At 33.4% G+C, this 18,233-nt stretch carries 14 protein-coding genes and 1 pseudogene; 7 read left to right on the forward strand and 8 right to left on the reverse strand.

The features are described from left to right. Positions 1-118: 118 nt before the first annotated feature. Both AAGU22_RS01660 and AAGU22_RS01665 read right to left on the reverse strand, forming a co-directional pair. Positions 119-1,438, reverse strand: coding sequence for a coiled-coil domain-containing protein (locus AAGU22_RS01660; RefSeq protein WP_458720514.1), 1,320 nt, complete (start codon positions 1,436-1,438; stop codon positions 119-121). A 292-nt stretch (positions 1,439-1,730) separates the two neighbouring features. Next, the gene (locus AAGU22_RS01665) at positions 1,731-2,534 is read right to left on the reverse strand and encodes an enoyl-CoA hydratase/isomerase family protein (RefSeq protein WP_458720515.1); all 804 of its coding nucleotides are present in this window, start codon (positions 2,532-2,534) and stop codon (positions 1,731-1,733) included. Between the two features lie 181 nt (positions 2,535-2,715). Between AAGU22_RS01665 and AAGU22_RS01670 the strand changes: the two genes are divergently transcribed. Next, positions 2,716-3,084, forward strand: coding sequence for a PPOX class F420-dependent oxidoreductase (locus AAGU22_RS01670; protein WP_458720516.1), 369 nt, complete (start codon positions 2,716-2,718; stop codon positions 3,082-3,084). Positions 3,085-3,514: 430 nt separating this feature from the next. Continuing rightward, a complete protein-coding gene (locus tag AAGU22_RS01675; RefSeq protein ID WP_458721722.1) occupies positions 3,515-3,739 on the forward strand; it encodes a translation initiation factor in 225 nt (74 codons plus the stop codon). 505 nt (positions 3,740-4,244) lie between these two features. On the opposite strand, the gene AAGU22_RS01680 is transcribed toward AAGU22_RS01675, so the two are convergent. Together AAGU22_RS01680 and AAGU22_RS01685 are read right to left on the reverse strand one after the other, a co-directional pair. Continuing rightward, positions 4,245-7,070: a multicopper oxidase domain-containing protein gene (locus AAGU22_RS01680; protein ID WP_458720517.1), complete on the reverse strand. Its 2,826-nt coding sequence runs from the start codon at positions 7,068-7,070 to the stop codon at positions 4,245-4,247. 1 nt (position 7,071) lies between these two features. Next, on the reverse strand, positions 7,072-8,082 hold the full coding sequence (locus AAGU22_RS01685) for a multicopper oxidase domain-containing protein (protein ID WP_458720518.1): 1,011 nt from the start codon (positions 8,080-8,082) through the stop codon (positions 7,072-7,074). A 1,207-nt stretch (positions 8,083-9,289) separates the two neighbouring features. Between AAGU22_RS01685 and AAGU22_RS01690 the strand changes: the two genes are divergently transcribed. Further along, positions 9,290-9,439 carry a hypothetical protein gene (locus tag AAGU22_RS01690; protein WP_458720519.1) on the forward strand — a complete coding sequence of 50 codons (150 nt, stop codon included), beginning with the start codon at positions 9,290-9,292 and terminating at the stop codon, positions 9,437-9,439. A 255-nt stretch (positions 9,440-9,694) separates the two neighbouring features. On the opposite strand, the gene AAGU22_RS01695 is transcribed toward AAGU22_RS01690, so the two are convergent. Further along, a complete protein-coding gene (locus tag AAGU22_RS01695) occupies positions 9,695-10,288 on the reverse strand; it encodes a hemerythrin domain-containing protein (RefSeq protein ID WP_458720520.1) in 594 nt (197 codons plus the stop codon). A 233-nt stretch (positions 10,289-10,521) separates the two neighbouring features. Between AAGU22_RS01695 and AAGU22_RS01700 the strand changes: the two genes are divergently transcribed. Together AAGU22_RS01700 and AAGU22_RS01705 are read left to right on the forward strand one after the other, a co-directional pair. Beyond that, complete coding sequence (locus AAGU22_RS01700) at positions 10,522-11,781, forward strand: cation:proton antiporter domain-containing protein (protein WP_458720521.1); 1,260 nt, start codon at positions 10,522-10,524, stop codon at positions 11,779-11,781. A gap of 740 nt (positions 11,782-12,521) precedes the next feature. Continuing rightward, the gene (locus AAGU22_RS01705) at positions 12,522-12,869 is read left to right on the forward strand and encodes a hypothetical protein (RefSeq protein WP_458720522.1); all 348 of its coding nucleotides are present in this window, start codon (positions 12,522-12,524) and stop codon (positions 12,867-12,869) included. 299 nt (positions 12,870-13,168) lie between these two features. Here AAGU22_RS01705 and AAGU22_RS01710 read toward each other — a convergent pair whose 3' ends face one another. Together AAGU22_RS01710 and AAGU22_RS01715 are read right to left on the reverse strand one after the other, a co-directional pair. Continuing rightward, positions 13,169-13,636, reverse strand: coding sequence for a universal stress protein (locus AAGU22_RS01710; protein ID WP_458720523.1), 468 nt, complete (start codon positions 13,634-13,636; stop codon positions 13,169-13,171). A gap of 577 nt (positions 13,637-14,213) precedes the next feature. Next, positions 14,214-14,714 (reverse strand): universal stress protein, encoded by a 501-nt coding sequence (locus AAGU22_RS01715; RefSeq protein WP_458720524.1) that lies wholly within the window; start codon positions 14,712-14,714, stop codon positions 14,214-14,216. Positions 14,715-14,777: 63 nt separating this feature from the next. On the opposite strand from AAGU22_RS01715, the pseudogene AAGU22_RS01720 reads away from it, so the two are divergent. After that, positions 14,778-15,391 (forward strand): annotated as a pseudogene (locus AAGU22_RS01720) (aldehyde dehydrogenase family protein). Between the two features lie 65 nt (positions 15,392-15,456). Continuing rightward, positions 15,457-16,704, forward strand: coding sequence for a patatin-like phospholipase family protein (locus AAGU22_RS01725; protein ID WP_458721723.1), 1,248 nt, complete (start codon positions 15,457-15,459; stop codon positions 16,702-16,704). A 327-nt stretch (positions 16,705-17,031) separates the two neighbouring features. Here AAGU22_RS01725 and AAGU22_RS01730 read toward each other — a convergent pair whose 3' ends face one another. Then, positions 17,032-18,141 carry a Rieske 2Fe-2S domain-containing protein gene (locus tag AAGU22_RS01730; protein WP_458720525.1) on the reverse strand — a complete coding sequence of 370 codons (1,110 nt, stop codon included), beginning with the start codon at positions 18,139-18,141 and terminating at the stop codon, positions 17,032-17,034. Between the last annotated feature and the right edge of the window lie 92 nt (positions 18,142-18,233).

Below are 18,233 nucleotides of genomic sequence, written 5' to 3' on the forward strand. Positions count from 1 at the left end.
TCCCTTAAAATGCGCGATATTCATGCTAAATGTTACTCATTGTATTCATAGCATTGTATCAATTAAGTAATTTACTAAAATCTTGTACAGTTTAGTCGAATTGAATGGGTATCCTTTATTATGAAGGTATAATTATTTCATATTTCTTTCTGCATAGTTTATGGATTTGCTCTTCGATATCTCTGGTTGTCAATATCATTTGTTCATCAAGTTCTTTTTTTTGCTTAGCAATCTCATCTTTAGTTTGATTTTCTAACATGATGATCCTCTCATCTTCTTTTCTCTCATCTTCTTTTCTCCTTAATTCGTCGAGGACTGCTATTTTGTCTTTGTCCTTTAATCGATCTACTCTTGAATCTAACTCTTTGATCTCAGCTTTAAATTTTGGTAATTCGTCTATTAGCATGTCAAAATATTGTAATACCTTTTTAGCATCTTTTAATACAATTTTATTACTCCTTACAGATTCTTTGATATCTTTTAGTAGTGTTATGTATTCTGACATATCTGGCTTGGAAACTATTTCTGAAGGTTTATTTACAATTGTATCTATTTTTTCTACCGTTCCTCTAGATAGTCCATAAGAATATTTATTTGCCGCTTTTGTCAAACGGTTGGAAATTTCGTAGAGTTCATTAATAGATTTCTTTCTCTCCTTATCAATTTCCTCCTTTTCTTGTAGGTATTTTAAACATTTACCATAGTCTGAAGAGGATTTTATTGAATTAATTTCCTTTTCTCTCCTATCTTTTACTTCCTTAAGCTGTCTTATCTTTTGATCAAGATTTTTAATTGTGGTAGCAGCCTTATCAATTTCATCTATTTTGGAATGCATGCTTAAGAGGTTAGATCTACACTGTTCTATCATGTTTCTTTCCTCGGTTATCTGATCATATTCGTCGTTTAATATTTCAGAACTGTCACTTATTCTTTTTAATTCTCCCCTTAAACTATTTGCATGTTTTTTCATAAAGGTATTAACGATTCTGCTATGCGAGCTTGTAACTTCGCCGAATCTGTTTATTGACGCCTCCACTGATTCCCTGAATTTGATGAACTCTTCAAAAGTCTTGGGAATGGGTAAGATGTTGGAAGATTCGCGTTTTAATGCCCTTACAATGGTATTTTTTGTATTCTGCACTAAGGGCATCAGTTTTTCTTCTTCGGTATTAATGACTTCAGCGTCTAAATCCTCTGCAATAATATTAATGTGTTGAAAGGCTAGATTCGTCTCCTCAAATGTTTTTTCCAAATTAATCAAGAGATTCTTAGTTATCCTTCCTTCACTCTTTTCTAACTCTTTTACAGCGTCCTCAATAGTAATTTTATTGTCTTGGGCTTGAACTATCGGTATTGTTGAATTTGCAGCACCACTCTTTTTATTACTTAATTTTGAAATATCTTTGTCTTTTTTCTTAAAAAAATTAAACGAGGGCATGAATCTATATTAATTTCGACAAAAATAAGTATATATGTTAACGGAAAAATCCGAATGTATATTTTCCGGACTATATTGGATCATAAACGGTTTTAAGTAGATAAGATATCACTCACTCAAAACTCACTAAATCCTGATTAATGGTCATTAATTCTCCTTTTTAAAATTCACTGGTTAACAAAAAAGACCTAATTGTAATAATTGAGTTAGCAAATCAATAAAATGGTTCAAAAACAACAATTCTTTAGAATGGAAATTATGTTAGTCCTAAACTCGGAGTTATGTATGATAGTTATTTTTCCCTTAGATTTTGTCGTTTTTTTATTAGATCGTTCAAACAGTATCTGAAGGCAAGATACTCGAGGAGTAAACCTGTATCGCTGTCTGCATCTCTTGCCTTGTTTATAAGGACTTTGCAGGTTTTCGTCACTATGGGATGACCATTATTAATAGAGTCTGCGATGGAAACGCATTCACGTAATAGTTTTTCTTTTAATAAAATAGAGTTTTTGGTTATCGGGTTATCCTGTTGTTTTTCATCATCGTTTAATCTGACTATCTTATTGATGAGTTTTATTCTATATGCTTCGTCGGCGTCTATTATTTTTCCGGTATATATCAGTTCTTTGGCTTTTGAGATGCCTACTATTCTTGATAATCTCTGCGTACCTCCCCACCCAGGTGAAATTCCTATCTTAACCTCCGGTTGCCCTATTTTTGCATTACTGGATGCAATTCTCAAATCACAGGCTAGTGCTATCTGACATCCCCCGCCTAATGCAAAACCATTAATCGCAGCGAGTACAGGCTTGGCTAGCCCTTCAATTAGGTTTAATAGTTCATGAACATGATTTGCATATTGTATTGCTTCATTAGGAGACATCTTAATAACGTTGTTTAAATCTCCACCAGCACTGAAAGAGTTTAATCCTTCTCCTGTTAAGATTACGGCACCAATTTTCTCGTTGGTTTCACATAAACCAATCTCTCGCTTTAATTCTGTAACCAAATCGAAATTAATCGCATTATGAACCTCTGGCCTATTAATTTTGATTATACTGGTGCCTCCTCTTTGTTCGGTAATGGTGTATCTCATGTTCTGCAATTAAATATTGTATTTTAATTGTTTAGATATTTAGATTATGTATATCTTTGATCTAATTATTTAATATTCAGTTTTTACTCTTTCTATTCTCTTTACATATCATAATACCTACTATTCATTCAACGGATCTGCCAACGACATTCTTTATAACTAGCAGACAGTCAAAAATATCATGTCTACAAATACCCAACAATTTGAAAATGAATCCTATTTGAATCTTGAAACTTATAGAAAAAACAATCAACCAGTAGTTACACCAGTTTGGTTCATCTTAAATGATAATGATATTTTTGTAGTAACTAAGGAAAAGACCGGAAAAGTGAAACGCCTTAAGAATAATAATGTTGTGAGAGTGGCTCCATGCAATTATAGAGGCCATCCAAAGGGGAAGTGGATGACTGGCACTGCACATTTTGTTGACTCGCAGGAGAAAAGCGATATTCTAAAAATGAGAGATAAGAAATATGGTATCAAAGCAAAAATGGCAAACTTACTTAGTATGCAAAAAGGAAATTATGTTGTAATTGCAGTACAAGTTTGATATTTTATTACTGATTTTTTCAAACATATGGGTTTACAGGGTATTTGGGACAATCATATAAATAATCATCAATATAAATATCATTCAATCTTTTCATGACCCGGAATCGCAATTATGATTGATAATTGATTACAATATTCAGAAGTAATTACTATTTGAAGTGTTGGATTGGAAATTTCAATTAGAACGAGGATCCGTAGCGCATCTAGGATCGCATCAGCCTAAAATTCGATTGTCATTTATTTGAATATTTAACATATAATTGATAACAAAAAATAAATATCATCACTAATTAGTAATCAGTATATCAGAGATAAAAAAAGAGAAACCGGTAAGTTCTAAAAAAAATAGAATAGAACCATTTGCAGTCGCAGACGAGAATTCTTTTGACGATTTACTAAAAAAACTCGATGAAGATGAGATTAAAATAATTGTTCAACTATATGTAATTAAACGAGGTAAACGAGTAACAAACATCAAGGGGTTTACCGATCAAGAAAAAATGGAATCAATTGCTCATGAATTAAAAAAATCCATAGGTACAGGTGGAACCGCAAAAAATGGGATGATCGTATTGCAAGGAGATCATAGATCAAAGGTAACTGAATTTTTGTTGACCAAGGGTTATCCTAGAGAAGCTATAGAAGTAATTTGATTGAGAATACATATATACAATCCAATGATTTTTTTATAATATGATTATTGCCGCGTTAATTCCTTCTTTCTCATTAGATTTGGAGTATGCTGACATTCTGATTTCAAAGATATAAGTAAACTGCAATAAAGCTCCATGAGATTTTATTGAATTTTTTGACAATTGTGTCATAGGCGGTATAGTTCAATATACTTGTCTAATTTATGGGGGTATATTGCTTTTTTACCTAACAATGTTTTTCAATTGTATGACTATTTGTATTAGTATGATTTTTAATTTAGAGACTCTGCAACCTATTTTTCCACTCTTAGTTTCTACAACAACGAGGTTGCAGACTATAAATAAATTAAAAAACTATGATTAACGTTATGTTTTTGCTACAGCCGACCAAATTATCGTAAAAAAAGATAATATCGACACTTTAGATTCAAAAAACCATTAATTAGCATAATGAAATGATGCTTTAAAAAAAAGAAGGATATTGTGTAGAGATTGTCTGTTCTGATCATGGATTGATTGTCAGAGGATTTTGTTGTTTCTCGGTTAAGCTGCTTTTCCAATAGTTTGGCAGGTTTTGCACCCAGCCATCATAAATATTAGGAATCGCTAGTACTCCTTGCCCTCCTGTTCCCTCTAAATCTGTTATTTTGTCATCAGTTATTGTATCCTTTGAAGCAACAAGTGATACCTTTCCAGCAATCGATGCATCTACTGGATTTCCATCATTGTTTGGATCCCCATCTACTACTATAGCCTCATTTGAGAAGGTACTTGAAACGTATGCATAGTATCCGCCCCCTTTCTTTGCACCGAAATTAACTCCGTGACATCCGGCATCACATGGTAATTCTTTTACTACCTGATCAGTGTCGGTATCCAGTATTGTTATTGTTCCGCCGGTATTTGCTGTTACCATATATTGACCATCTGGACTTACAGGTGTCTGTATTGGAAGAAAACCAACCGGCCCAGTTGTATTACCTGTTATTGGATCGTAATTGGCGAGGAGGTTAATTTTCTTTATTAGCGTAGCGTTGGTAGTATTTATGACACTCATAGTACTGTCAAAAAAGTCTGCAACGTATGATTTACTACCATCCGGCATCATTCCAACTGCAACAGGAGATACGCCCGTCTTTACTTTTCCGATTATTTTATCTTGCGTCATATCATATATGGTTGTAGTTCCAGTAAGCGCATCTGGAGTTACCATGTATCTGTCATCTGAACTCATCCAATGACCGTGTGGATGAGTTGAGGGTGCTGATGGAGATTGTAACAAGATAAACTTTTCAAGATTAAATTCAGGATTCGGTGACACCACAGTTACTCCATCTTCACCGTTTAACGCTATATACAGTTTGTCAGTTGTAGTTCCAGTCATTACATGAGATGGGTCATCTCCAACTTGTATGTCCTTTACAAGCTCACCAGTTGTGCGGTCAAATATGGTTGTTCTGTTATCAAACCACTGAGTTTGGTAAATGAGTTCTTGATTTTTGTCAGTCCACATGTTGTGAGGATTATTCATATTGATTTCAGGCAAAGCAACTTTCTTACTTACGTTCCAAGTGGTACCGTTAATGGCCGTAGCAGTTCCCGGTTTAGTCTTGCCAGCAGTTTTTTCAAACTGTGTATCAATCCATATTTCTCCCACTGCAGGAACCGTTGGATTTGACAAAGGAGTCAAAGTAATGTTTTGACCATATGTCTTTTCTAATACATCTTTGACATTAACGACAGTCCCGTTTGTTACTCTAGCATCTACATCAGGATATGAAACGTGCCATGGTTGGGAGATATTTGTATAATCCTGCCAGTTTGGTGGAGAAGTTGCAATAAAGAATGTCCTTAACAACTTTAAGGCCAAATCACTATTTGTATGAATCGTAACTCCGTTTATCAAAGTAAGTTCTTCGCCCAAGTCCAGTCCCTCTGTATCCGGATCATCAACAATGACTGCAGCAAGCATGAAAGGATGAAGACTGCATGCAAATACGTATAATCCAGGCTCGTCAAGGTTTACTATTGCTCCTCCCTTGTATGCCATCATTTGACTAAATGGCATGTGGCTAGCGTTCTTAGGATATATTATGCTAGTTACGGTGTGAACGCCATGTGTACTATCCATCATAAAGTTAACTGTTCCAGACTTGTTTATTATCGCTAGTGATTCGCTACCTGTGTTTGATATGTCGCCTTTGAGATTTGTAAACCATTTACCTGGTTCATCACTAATTGAAAAGGATGCAAAGTTTTTGTAGGGTGATGCGCCAGGAATACTTTTTTGGGTCGGCTTGTCTTCTATCATCATTGTCTTTACTTGTGAGGATGCGTTGGCAGAAAGTACCTTAAAGGTAGACATCATGCCTGCTTCCATATGAGAGAACACATGACAATGGTATTGCCAGTCGCCAGGACCCACACCATCACCTGCATCTATGACAAATACATGGGTCTTACCTGGATGGATTTCTTTTACATCAATGATATTACTTGTACCCGGATCGACCCATCTGTGAGCATGTAAATGGAATGTATGAGAGTGACCATTGGGGTTTGATGACGGGCCTATTCCAACAATGTGGAAACGGATCTTTTGATTCTCTTCTGCTACAGGTACTGGATTTGTCCACAGGGGAGTTTGCGTACCGTTCCTATCTACTTCCATCCCCCAAAAGGTTGACCCTACCATAAACAATAGGACTTCTTTATCCAATTCATCGAGAGGTATGGTTGTTATTTTTCCATCTACAAGGGCCTCTGTCATCCTATCCTTAGGATTAACAATAACTACTCCATATAGTCCTCTATCACCTAATTCGTCATCTTGATATACGTATGTTCCTGGATTAGATGCAACAAAATCTTCTTGGGTTGTATTTCCATCTAGATGGTTGATTGTTATATGGACCTTGTCACCCTCGCTTATCACTATAGCCGGTCCAGGAATGGTGGCTATAGTACTATAGTTATTTGTGATGTTTAATTTAGTACCATTAGTTTGATTAATTATATGTTGAATCATTTTATATGCTGGCTCACCATCTGGTAGTACCTGCTCTTTAATCACTATGTCATGTACAGCAGAACTTGAATTTAGAACCATGTTTCCATCAGTTGTATTTGACGAAACTTTAGATGATATAGTATCAAATACCTTACCATCATTGTTATTTGTCTGAGCCATTGGAATAAATGATTCAATTCCTCGTGCTATCCCGGGAGCTGTCATTGTTGAAGACAAAATTAGCGTTGCAATGACTACGGCATAAATAACATTAATTTTCTTGATCCGTCTAGTATGGTTATTATCGTTGTTGTATGACATTTCAAACCACCTCTTTATTTATTGAATTTTCAAATACTTGTGCATCTAAAGAATCGGATAATACAAAATCTCCCTTCATACCTCCGAGAAGGTTAATTGTCGAATTATCATAGTAGCTTGAATTTTTGTTGGCTTCAATAGTAAAAACATGATTTGCAAGAGGACCTATTATATGAGAGTTGATAACCTTGCTTGTTCCCGGACTTAGCCATTCGATATTATCCATTGTGAAATTGTGAAATTCGTTTCCTGTCGATTGAATATTGAATCTAACGATACTATTATTGGCTGCAGTTAATGTCGGATTGGTTCCCAATTGTGTATGCTTTCCACCCTTTGAATAATCTACTTCAGTTCCCCAAAACACATCATCATTGACAAATAAAATATAATCTTTGTCGATATCGCTGACATTTACCTGTTTTGGAACACCATTAATCAAAGCATTTACCTTTCCGTCAGAGGGATTTATTATTATACTTGAAAAAAGCCCTACTGTCTCAAGACCATCCATGCTTTTTCCTAAAACATTTCTTCCAATGGTATGATCATGAAAAGGCCATGAACCAGCCGTACCATTTGCAGCATCCCATTCAACAGTAAATGGTTTTGTAGGAGAAGCGGCCTGATCAGAAACCTTGTTTAATTCCTTTAATGTTCCGTCACTAGTTATTTTATAGTGCGCACCATGAGTGTGAACACCTGGATAACCCCATCCCATTTCATTAACGAGTGTGATAATTACCTCATCGCCTTCATTTACTATGATGGTAGGCCCAGGAATAGTAGTCTCATTAGTATAGTTGGAAGTAATATCCTTGGTTTCATTACTAGTAACATCTCGAACTAAATAACTGTTGAGATTGTAAGCAATTCGATCTCCGCTTAGTTCATCCACTCCCATCTCAATTTCATGGGATTTTACATGATGGTTTTCTTGTTCTATCCTTGGGTTAGACTGAGCAAATACGTTAATAGCACTAGTTGATGGTAGAGAATTTGCAACTATCAAACCAACCGTTAGAGCTATTATTATATTATGCAACTTAAGTAAATTGTATATGTACAATAACCTGATCGAATAAATAATAAAACGGCGTTATATAATAGATCGGTATTGAATGCAAATTTCTGTAATCTTTAGCAATTGTTTGTATACAAAACAACGAAATCTATCTCGATACTGCAGTTTTGCTGGGTACAACATTCTATGTCGCAGTATAACAGAATTAATCGATTGGATTAATCCCACATATTTATAGAATAATTGAAGATGACGCCAAAATTGAGATAACCTCTGAATAGTTATTAAAATGTAAAACTAATAATTATTCAAAGAACTATTTGATGCTCATCCTTGTTCTCTTTTTATATGTATCAGATAGTACAACTGATGGCAATTGATTAAAATGCAATCCTTTATGTAGAAATATTATTATAGGTCTATTACTAAATAATTATACCTGTTTGATCAAAACTGTTTACACATACCGAAACTACGATGTTGCAAATAAGTTGGCTTATTGAATTAAGCAAATAATCTGACTGAACATTCATGTACGGCTGATGGGATATGATTCGATACGTACTATCGTACTCTTCAACAAATCAAAGACGTTTTATTGTATTCCATAATCCATTTATTTTGATAATTTGTAATAGGAACATGTGTTCATATGGAAAATAATAATACCACAGTGAAAACAGGACTACTGTTATTATTTATGAAAACAAAAATTGTATATATATTATTCAGCTCATTTAATATAACTTCTGTTAATGATTGCATACGTTTGCAACATAAACATCAAGTTTATTTTTTTTAAATTCAGTAGTTCATATGCCAATAGATCTAGACTTTCCAGAAAACCACCGGCCTGTGGGCAGGCATCAACATGTCTAGAAAGAGCAGTATCATTTCGTTTGGGGACTTGGAAGAACTAATGTAGAATCCTCAACAAATAAGGAAGTAAAAGATGCATACAAAGATAAGGGAGAAGAATATGTTCCTCTGAATATTCTTGGAACCCTGGTAACAGTCGAAAGGGAATCATGTGTAGCGGATGGGGCTTGTATTGACGCCCTTCCGGTGCAGGTGTGTCAATGGAACAGAACAAAAAACGATATTCTATGTATTATAAACAGGTTCTATAAGAAATGATGATAGTAATAGGGAAATTTCCTACAGTATATCCTGGCCAAGAAGAGGAATTTATAAAATGGTTCGATTGGTCAAATCAGTTATTAAGGGGGTACCCGGGTTAAATTCAAGAAAGCTTGCAAAAGACAGAAATAGAAACTACATTGCAATAGTTGAGTTTGATTCCTTTGACGCCTTTAAGGCTATGCATAATAGCAACATACATTAATTGATTCATGACAAGACGTCTTCACTATTTAGTGGTATGCTCAAACCAGTCTTCTTTGAGGTAATAAGCACAATATCTTAATTGTATATTCTGATAATCAGTCAAAAGGTAAATGGAATCTTTTCAACCTTATATCCAAATGGATAGGATTAAAAATGGTTCTGATTACTCTAACATACTTCTTTTTTCAAGAATAGGTGTATAATTTGAGAATATAGAATATATCCATCCATAATGGCCATCTATCTTATTTAATTACTTCATCCAATCTTGTTCTTCCAAATAGTCTATTAGTCTGAGCATACCCTGTATCCTTGCTTCTCCACCCACCTGGTTTTTGCAAACTTCATAATGTTCTAATACCTTTTTGTCCTCATCTACAGACAGTGATTTACTTGATTCGATTAATTCAAAGAATTTGTCCTCTTTTCCTGTGTGATCATCTATAAAAACGGTATATGATTTTAACAATCTCGCTACTGGTTCTTTTAGTTTGTTATTAGGATCGTTTGATAACACTATGTTGTTATCTTCAAGCAGGTTTTCTTTTAATACATTTATTTCTCTTCTTAACAAGTTTGCTATTCTTCTTCCTAACTCATGTTCGATCAAAAACTTGCGAACGTCTTCTGCAAAACCATCTTTTTCTTTTGTTTCAGGAAAGTAAGCTTTTTCTTCTTTGCCGTGATGAAAATTATCTACAAACTCTTCTATGATTACAGATATGATTTCAATATGCTCTAAAGGAACTTCTTTATTTGAATACAAATTATTTGAACATTTTTGTGCAATATTTCTTACTCTTCTTATGGTTGTATGATCTTTTTTCAGATTTTTCGTAGAACTCAAACTAGATTATTGGTTGAATAATACATTTATCCTTTATTTATAATTTGGATTGACTGATTGATTGATTAGGATTGTCCTAGCTAAGATATCAGATATTAATAGAATTATTGGAAAGACGAACCTGAAATTAATTTGATTGCGCTATTATAACATATCCTTGGAAAAATAAATATTTAAGATTGATTGATTTATTGATTTGAAAATCTAAATAGCGTGATATACCATTTTTTTGTGTGGAGGCACCAATCGGACAGATTCTACAAGATTTTGCAGTTATAATGATAATTGCCTCTGTAATGACTTTGATTTTTTACAGACTAAAACAACCTGTAGTTATAGGTTTCATTGTTGCAGGCATTATAATTGGTCCTCATAGTCCACCATTTAGCCTTATCCATAACCTAGATGTTCTCAATCTATTTGCTGAATTGGGTGTAATACTATTGCTTTTTACCGTGGGACTGGAATTTCCTATTCAAAAACTAAAGGATGTTGGAAGAAAAGCAATTGTTATAGCCTCCACCGAAGCGTTTGGAACTTTAGCCATAGGTTTTATTGTTGCACAATCATTGGGATTGGGATTTTACAATAGTTTGTTTATTGCACTTGCTATATCAGTAACAAGCACCGTTATTATAATGAGAGTTTTGGGAGAACTCAACATGATGAAAGATGAATCTGCTACTTTAATTTTGGGAACAACCATCATTGAAGATATTATTATAATTTCACTATTGGCAATATTCCAATCCACTGGAGCGAGTGGAGAAATTTCTATTAATGAAATTATAATCTCCGTAGGAATAACCTTGGGGTTTATAGCAGGAGTGCTTGTAGTAGGATCAAAAATCATTCCAAGACTAATGGATGTTGTTGCAAGAACCAATCAACATGATGTACTAATAGTCGCGGCAGTAGGAGTGGCTTTTGCACTTGCGTTTATATCATTTCAATTGGGAATATCAGTAGCTGCGGGTGCATTTTTTGCTGGGGTTCTTGTTGCAGAGTCTCGATCTCACGCAGTAACTAGTGTTTTGGCTAATCCTGTGAAGGATATTTTTGCAGCATTATTCTTTGTATCTGTAGGTGCATTAATGGATTTTTCTCTAATCCCTCAGTTTATAGTGCCTGCATTGATATTGATAGGTGTCTCAATAGGTGCAAAATTTGTGACGGTGTATATTGCATCTAGACTTCAGAAACTAAACAATCTTACTTCGACAAGAACCGCATTAGGATGTTCGTCTTCTGGTGGTGAAATAGCACTAGTTGTAGCAAAGGGAGGAATTGATGTTGGAGCAGCGACACCTATTATTTTACCAATGATAGGAACTATGACAATTATAACAACATTTATTGCCCCTTATGTTATCAAATACGGCTGGAAATTTACAGAGAGACTTGCAAAACGACAGGATAATGACAAGGGGTCACAACAACAACAAACACAGCAACCATCCGATTCAGATGATGGTTCAAACAAACCACTTTAATAATAATTTTCTAACTCTGAGTATCTTTACCATTTTTTTAAGAATTGTAGTTGTAGATAATATTTCAATAATTTATGGGAATTGTAATCTATTAATTTAGGTAAATCCTTGACTACAGATCCTACAATATTATTTAATTTTTGTTTTTTTCTTTTGCCATGAGAACGAGCTAATGGATATAGAATTGAATAGTATACAGAAAAAACAGAAATATACAAGATTCTATAAAGTTAGTATCTGCCTTGATTTACCTAAAATAGTATGTTTATTTCTCAAATCTATATCGTGATACTCTTTGTAAAAGCCCTCAATCTATTTCTCCAAAATATCTATTATTACTACAATAATAGGTGGATGTGTATGTTATATATGCCACAACCCTTACTACCATTATAAGGAAAATAACATCCTTTTGGATGAAATTTACAGCCTCTTTTTTATATTTAATTTAGATAACTCCCTAGTTAATTATGGACATATACTATGGGGCGAATATTTTAAGAGTATCAGAAATCCCATCCAATAGTTCCCTAGTTTGGAAGCTGCAGTATATCTTTGTATTCACTAGTACCTCAACCGTGAAAAAAAAGCTGAATTTTTTTTTGATACAAGAATATCAGTTCCTTCAAAAATTAAAACAATCTATAATTTAAAACAAGAAATTAAGAGATTAGGTATAGATATCTTTAATACCTTTTTTTGTCTGTACGTCTATTGGAAAGGAAAGATAAAAAAAAGACTTGTCTGGAAAATCCGAGACATCTGAAAAGAATTCTGCATTGACTGCGCTTGATTTAGGTACTATGGAATTTATGAAATGGTTAATATCAAAAGACACGAATTCTGGGGATACTTTGATAGTAGTCAAAGACTATTTTGATAATAAATATGTAATTTTGTTTGATAAAAGTATATTGAATGATGTTATTATTGCTTATAGGGATGCTATACCATGGTGTATAAAGTGTAATACTGATGATTGCGGTCATGTAGGATTTGCAATATGTCTGAAACAAAATTATGATAGAAATGACAAGTGGTTTTTTAGGAAACAGGAAAAAATTATCGGAGTTTGTAATAATCTATAAATACTCAAAAAGATCAATTACATCTTCATATTAACCACAAGATTGATGCCAAGACCGAAGATTCATCATTTCATAGGGAATAATAGAGTATTGAAAAAAAACTTATTCAAAATATTTCACAAGCCACTTTTGTTCATTTTTTATCTACTCAACAAGTACAAAAACGTTGAAATTTTCCTTCGAATTTGTATATTATTCTTGATTTGGACCATGAATTAGATCGAAAATAACTTCAATAGATTTGCCTATTTCTTATACTGTAGCAATTAAATTCTATTATTTTAATAAACTTTCAATAGTTATCTTACTATTAACAATGCACAGTGTACTTCTTCGGCAACCTTTCTTGCAACGCTTCCTAGTTTTCTAAACATTCCTGAAATTCCTTTATGTCCAATACTACCCATAACAATGAGATCGATGTTATTCTGATTAGTAAAGTCAATAATTATTTCTGCGGGATCACCTATTTTAATTTCTGTGGTAATAGAAACATACTGTTTAGCATATGTATTTTTCACATCCTCTAGAATCACAATCATTTCGTTCTTTATCTCATTATGGATCTTATTAACTAGTGGAGATATAGTCACTGCATTGTTTTTCGACTCTATTTTTGAAAAATGAATCGGTAAAGGAATTTCATTAATTACATGTAGTATAAAGATTTGAGTATGATTCACCGTACATAATTCTATAGCTTTTTCCAAGGCTTTGATAGACAACTCGGAGGTATCAAAAGGTACTAGTATACGTTCAAAAGGCATCAAATAATAATTATTTTCGATCAATATAAGCAAATGTCTACTTGATTAGACTAAAAATAGTTGTATTAACTGATGATATGTATATATATTTTAATTCGCGGTGTTATTTCAAAAAAATAACTTGTTTAAGTTATGAATTAGTTCTTTCAATGGGTGTCATTTAGTTGTTGACATTATTATTGTATAAACTGAGTTAGCGAAGGATTGCAAGTTTATACACAAAATCATATCACTCCAAGTGTGCGATGCTTTATCTTCTACAAATAACATTATTAAAATAGCTCATAAATAAACAAAAAAGATCAAGAAGAGTGTCCAAAAAAGTAGAACAGGTTCGCATTCACAGACTTCTGGATTAGAGAAAGAGGACTTAATTCTTCATTTTGCCATTGCTTTATTGACTGTAAGAGGATATCTTCTTATGTATATTAAATAAGTGGCATTAAAATTTTAAATAAACTATTTAGTATCAATATAATCTATTATTAATATATTTTGCAATATTCATAGAACAGTTCTCAATAGAAAAATATGCATTTTCTATTATATATGGTATCAGATATTGTTCCTAATTATATCATCTTATTATTGTCATAGGGCAAGTAACCGCTTCCGATACTTTTCTTGATACACTTCCAAGTCCTTTGAATTTAGCTAATCCTTGCAGTCCATTACTTCCCATAACTATCAAATCAACTCTATTGTTGTTAGAATAATCTATAATTTGATTAGCGGGATCGCCGTAAAGAATACATGAATCGAGTTTAATTCCGTGTATAGATTTGTAGGTCTTCTTTTTTTTGTCCATATCTGTTTGCATGAGAGTTTTTGTTTCTTGATATATACTATTAGCATGTTCATTCAATGGTGGATTCTCATTTTTACGATTAATTTTCATTTTACCTAAAAGAGTTGTAGTAAAGGGTATTTCTTGCACTATATGTAACATTAAGATTTTAATAGTTCGTTTTTTTGGATCACCTGAAAAGATCGCTTTCGCTAGATATACCGCATACTCCAATGCATTTTCAGAATAATGGGAACTATCGTAGGGTACTAAAATAACTCTTAGATCCAATATCAACTATAATGATAATATTATATCTTAATAAATTTGCTCTAACCCCAGGTTCTCACTTGTATGCCAAAGTTTGATGATGAAGATGATTTAGACAAAATAATCAATTGCTACATTTATTTATCTGATATCCAAAAAACTGAAAAACTTAGGGTAGGTGACCCTCTATTAGATGATACCGATTTAGGACCTCTTGTAAACTCTAGTGGTCTAAAGAAAATAGATTCTCAGGTTAAAGCCTCCATTAAAGAAGGTGCCGAAGTGCTAACAGGAGGGGAACAAGTAGGAAAAAAGGGTATTTTTATAGACCAACAGTTCTTAAGAATGTTAAACCAAAAATGTCTATGGCTCAGGAAGAAGTATTTGGCCCAGTCGCTCGGATTATCGCAGCTAATGATGATGTGGAAGCCATAAGAAATGCTAATGATTCGGAATATGGCCTTGGAACAAGTATATGGACGCAGGATTTAGACAAGGCAGAAAGACTTTCAAGCAATATCGAGTCAGGTATTGTATCTGTTAATAATGTTGTAGCTTCAGATCCTAGATTTCCGTTTGGCGGAGTAAAAAAGAGTGGTTTTGGTAGGGAACTGTCAAGATATGGTATGCTGGAATTTGTAAATATAAAATCGGTCAGGTTCTATGATCAATTAATTAATAACCATCATGTAGAGTGAGGACGGCAAAATGTCAAGTAAAGTAATAGTGATCAATTACATGCCTAAGGAAGGACCATTTGACTATGTCTGATGGTGCTATCGAAAATGTATTAATTCTTCAAGGTGGTGGTTCTTTAGGAGCGTTCGGATGTGGTGTATATAAAGCTCTCGTAAAAAATAATATCAATTTGGATGTGATTGCGGGTACTTCCATTGGGGGTATAAATGCCGCGATAATAGCAGGAAGTAAAAGTGAAGAACACACTGATCAACTCCTCGAAAATTTTTGGGTAGAACTATCTGAAGGCTTTGTAGATATCGATAATCTTTCACCATTTTTTGCTTGGAACAAGTATATGGAACAAATGCAAATATTTTCTAAATATGGATATTATCCTTATTTTTCAGCTTTATCAGCAACAATAGCAGGAATAAGGGAAAACTACTCTTCAGATAGAATTAAGATGGAGATAAAAATTAAACAAATAAAGTCCTTTTACAGTTCTGCCATTTTTGGAAATAGTAAAATGTTTAACCCTAGATGGGCATCAGAATATGCTTTAAAGGATCGAGAATATTTTACTCCACAGAAATGGACTTTCTTATATGACCACTTGCCTATAATAAAAACTCTAGAAAAGTACGTCAATTATGACAAACTAAAGCCAGAAGCAAATTCTAAGGTCCGCGTAATTTTAACTGCTGTAAATGTTCTAAATTCACGACCGTTAACATTTGATAGTTATAAAGAGCAAATAACTACCAAACATATTCTTGCAACCTCTGCTTATCCACTATATAATTTTCGTTGGATAGAAGTAAAAGATGGAATCTATGCATGGGATGGCAGTCTATTGAGCAATACTCCTTTAAGGGAGGTTATTGCTGCGTCACCAAAAAAGGATAAAAGAATATGCATAGTAGAAAACTATCCAAAGAATATAGATGACCTGCCAAAGAATTTGTTTGAAGTATATCACAGAGCTAGGGATATTATGTTTTCAGATAAAACAGAACACAATGTACAAATGTCTAAAGTAATATCAAGATATTTAGATTATATTGAAGAGCTTTACCAAATAGTAGAAAATAATATTGATAAATTACAAATAGAAGAAAAACAACTCAAGAGAATACGCCAGAAGTATAAAATATACAAACAAGAGCATGGAGCAGAAATCAAAGAAATTTACTATGTAAAACGTGATGAACCATATCCTCATATGTCGGAAAATGCGGATTTCTCACCGCAGACCATTAAGAATTCGATGAAGGAAGGAGAAGAGAAAACTAACAAAGTCATAAAAAAAATAAATAAATCTTTCAATTAAAATAACTTGTAATACAAATGAAGTTAATTTACCTTAACTCTTTATAATGATCGTATTTCTCACATCTACTACAAATAATGTAAATTTATATAATTCGAAACCTACCATGGAAATGAAGTTGATAAATTCTGCTCTAGTTGTGATTTGATAGTGTTTCTTATCTGTGCCAGAAATAAATTATTTTCATCTCAGTTTCGTCTTTGAAGATAATTTATTACAACAAACGGAGAGAAAAATCAGAAACGAGTTAAACAATTTGACTACTATTCAATTATCTTTAGATTTCTTAATTCCAACGGATTAAGATATTTTTCTGTTATTATTACGTCAATAACCCGTAAACTCTTCTACCCTTATTCTTTCTTTTGAAATTTTTAATTCTTCCTGCAACAATGACTGCATAGCTTTCAACATGCTTGGAGGACCGCAAATGTAGAATATTGAATTGTCTAATAAACTATTGTCGAGGTATTTTAAAATCATTGTCTTATTTATTCTTCCATACTCCCCTTTCCAACCATTTCTAACATTTGATTGATCATTATCATCATGTTTGTCTTCACTAACAGTATAGATGATCTTCAGATTTTTGTTTAAAGTTGTCCAATAATCAAACTCTTTTTTGAAAAGTATATTATCCGGATTCCTATTTGAATCAAACATTACTATTTTTAGGGGTAGTTGTTTATCTGTAGCGTACTTTATGATACTTCTAAATGGAGTGACACCAATTCCTCCAGAGAGAAACACAGCCGGCTTTGAATGATCGTCATGTAACACAAATTGTCCCTCGGGACCCCTAACCTTGACTTTGGTCCCGTCCTCTAATATAGAAAACCTCTTTTTATATGGAGAATCCCTTATCCTAGTTGTAAACATTATAAAGTTCTCTGTGGGGGAAGATGAAATGGTGAAGTGCCTAATCGGACCTTTGGGATCATTTTCAACACCGCCTATGTCAAAAAAGGCGAATTGACCTGCAGTATAGTCTGATAGTAGCGTTGTCTGGCTCTTTTCTACTTGATTATTTTGTTTACTAAACTTAAATGACATTACATCGGTTCCCTCTACTTTAATTTTTTCTAATAATTCTAGCTCAGATCGGGGTGGTAATTTACCTTTACCTTGTATCTTAATCAATATGTTGTTACCTTCTATTTTTACCTCATATGCGGGTTCTGGTTCATTTGCTGGTGGGATTGTTACCTCTCCGGTTCTTACATCAAATCTAGATTTATGCCAAGGACATTCTACTTCATATCCATCGAGAATACCATCTGCTAGAGGGCCCCCTTCATGCGTACAAATACTACCAATGGCATAGTATTTTCCGTCAACATTCGCAATACATACACTTTCACCATCAACTTGAACTTCTTTCATTTGTGATGGGGCTATGTCTTTAGTGTCAGCAACTCTAATGAAACCTTCTCCCATTTTCGATCAGTTTTATTATGCATTACAATTTGTATATGGGTTCCTATTTTCAACATCCCAAAGTTTGTATTCTATAATATTATTATACATTT

Source organism: Candidatus Nitrosocosmicus sp. R, assembly GCF_054408505.1.

Excerpts from the sequence above, each read along its gene's own strand:
- AAGU22_RS01660 (WP_458720514.1), bottom strand. The coding sequence starts at position 1,438 with ATGCCCTCGTTTAATTTTTTTAAGAAAAAAGACAAAGATATTTCAAAA.
- AAGU22_RS01665 (WP_458720515.1), bottom strand. The coding sequence starts at position 2,534 with ATGAGATACACCATTACCGAACAAAGAGGAGGCACCAGTATAATCAAA.
- AAGU22_RS01670 (WP_458720516.1), top strand. The coding sequence starts at position 2,716 with ATGTCTACAAATACCCAACAATTTGAAAATGAATCCTATTTGAATCTT.
- AAGU22_RS01680 (WP_458720517.1), bottom strand. The coding sequence starts at position 7,070 with ATGTCATACAACAACGATAATAACCATACTAGACGGATCAAGAAAATT.
- AAGU22_RS01690 (WP_458720519.1), top strand. The coding sequence starts at position 9,290 with ATGGTTCGATTGGTCAAATCAGTTATTAAGGGGGTACCCGGGTTAAAT.
- AAGU22_RS01710 (WP_458720523.1), bottom strand. The coding sequence starts at position 13,636 with ATGCCTTTTGAACGTATACTAGTACCTTTTGATACCTCCGAGTTGTCT.
- AAGU22_RS01725 (WP_458721723.1), top strand. The coding sequence starts at position 15,457 with ATGTCTGATGGTGCTATCGAAAATGTATTAATTCTTCAAGGTGGTGGT.
- AAGU22_RS01730 (WP_458720525.1), bottom strand. The coding sequence starts at position 18,141 with ATGGGAGAAGGTTTCATTAGAGTTGCTGACACTAAAGACATAGCCCCA.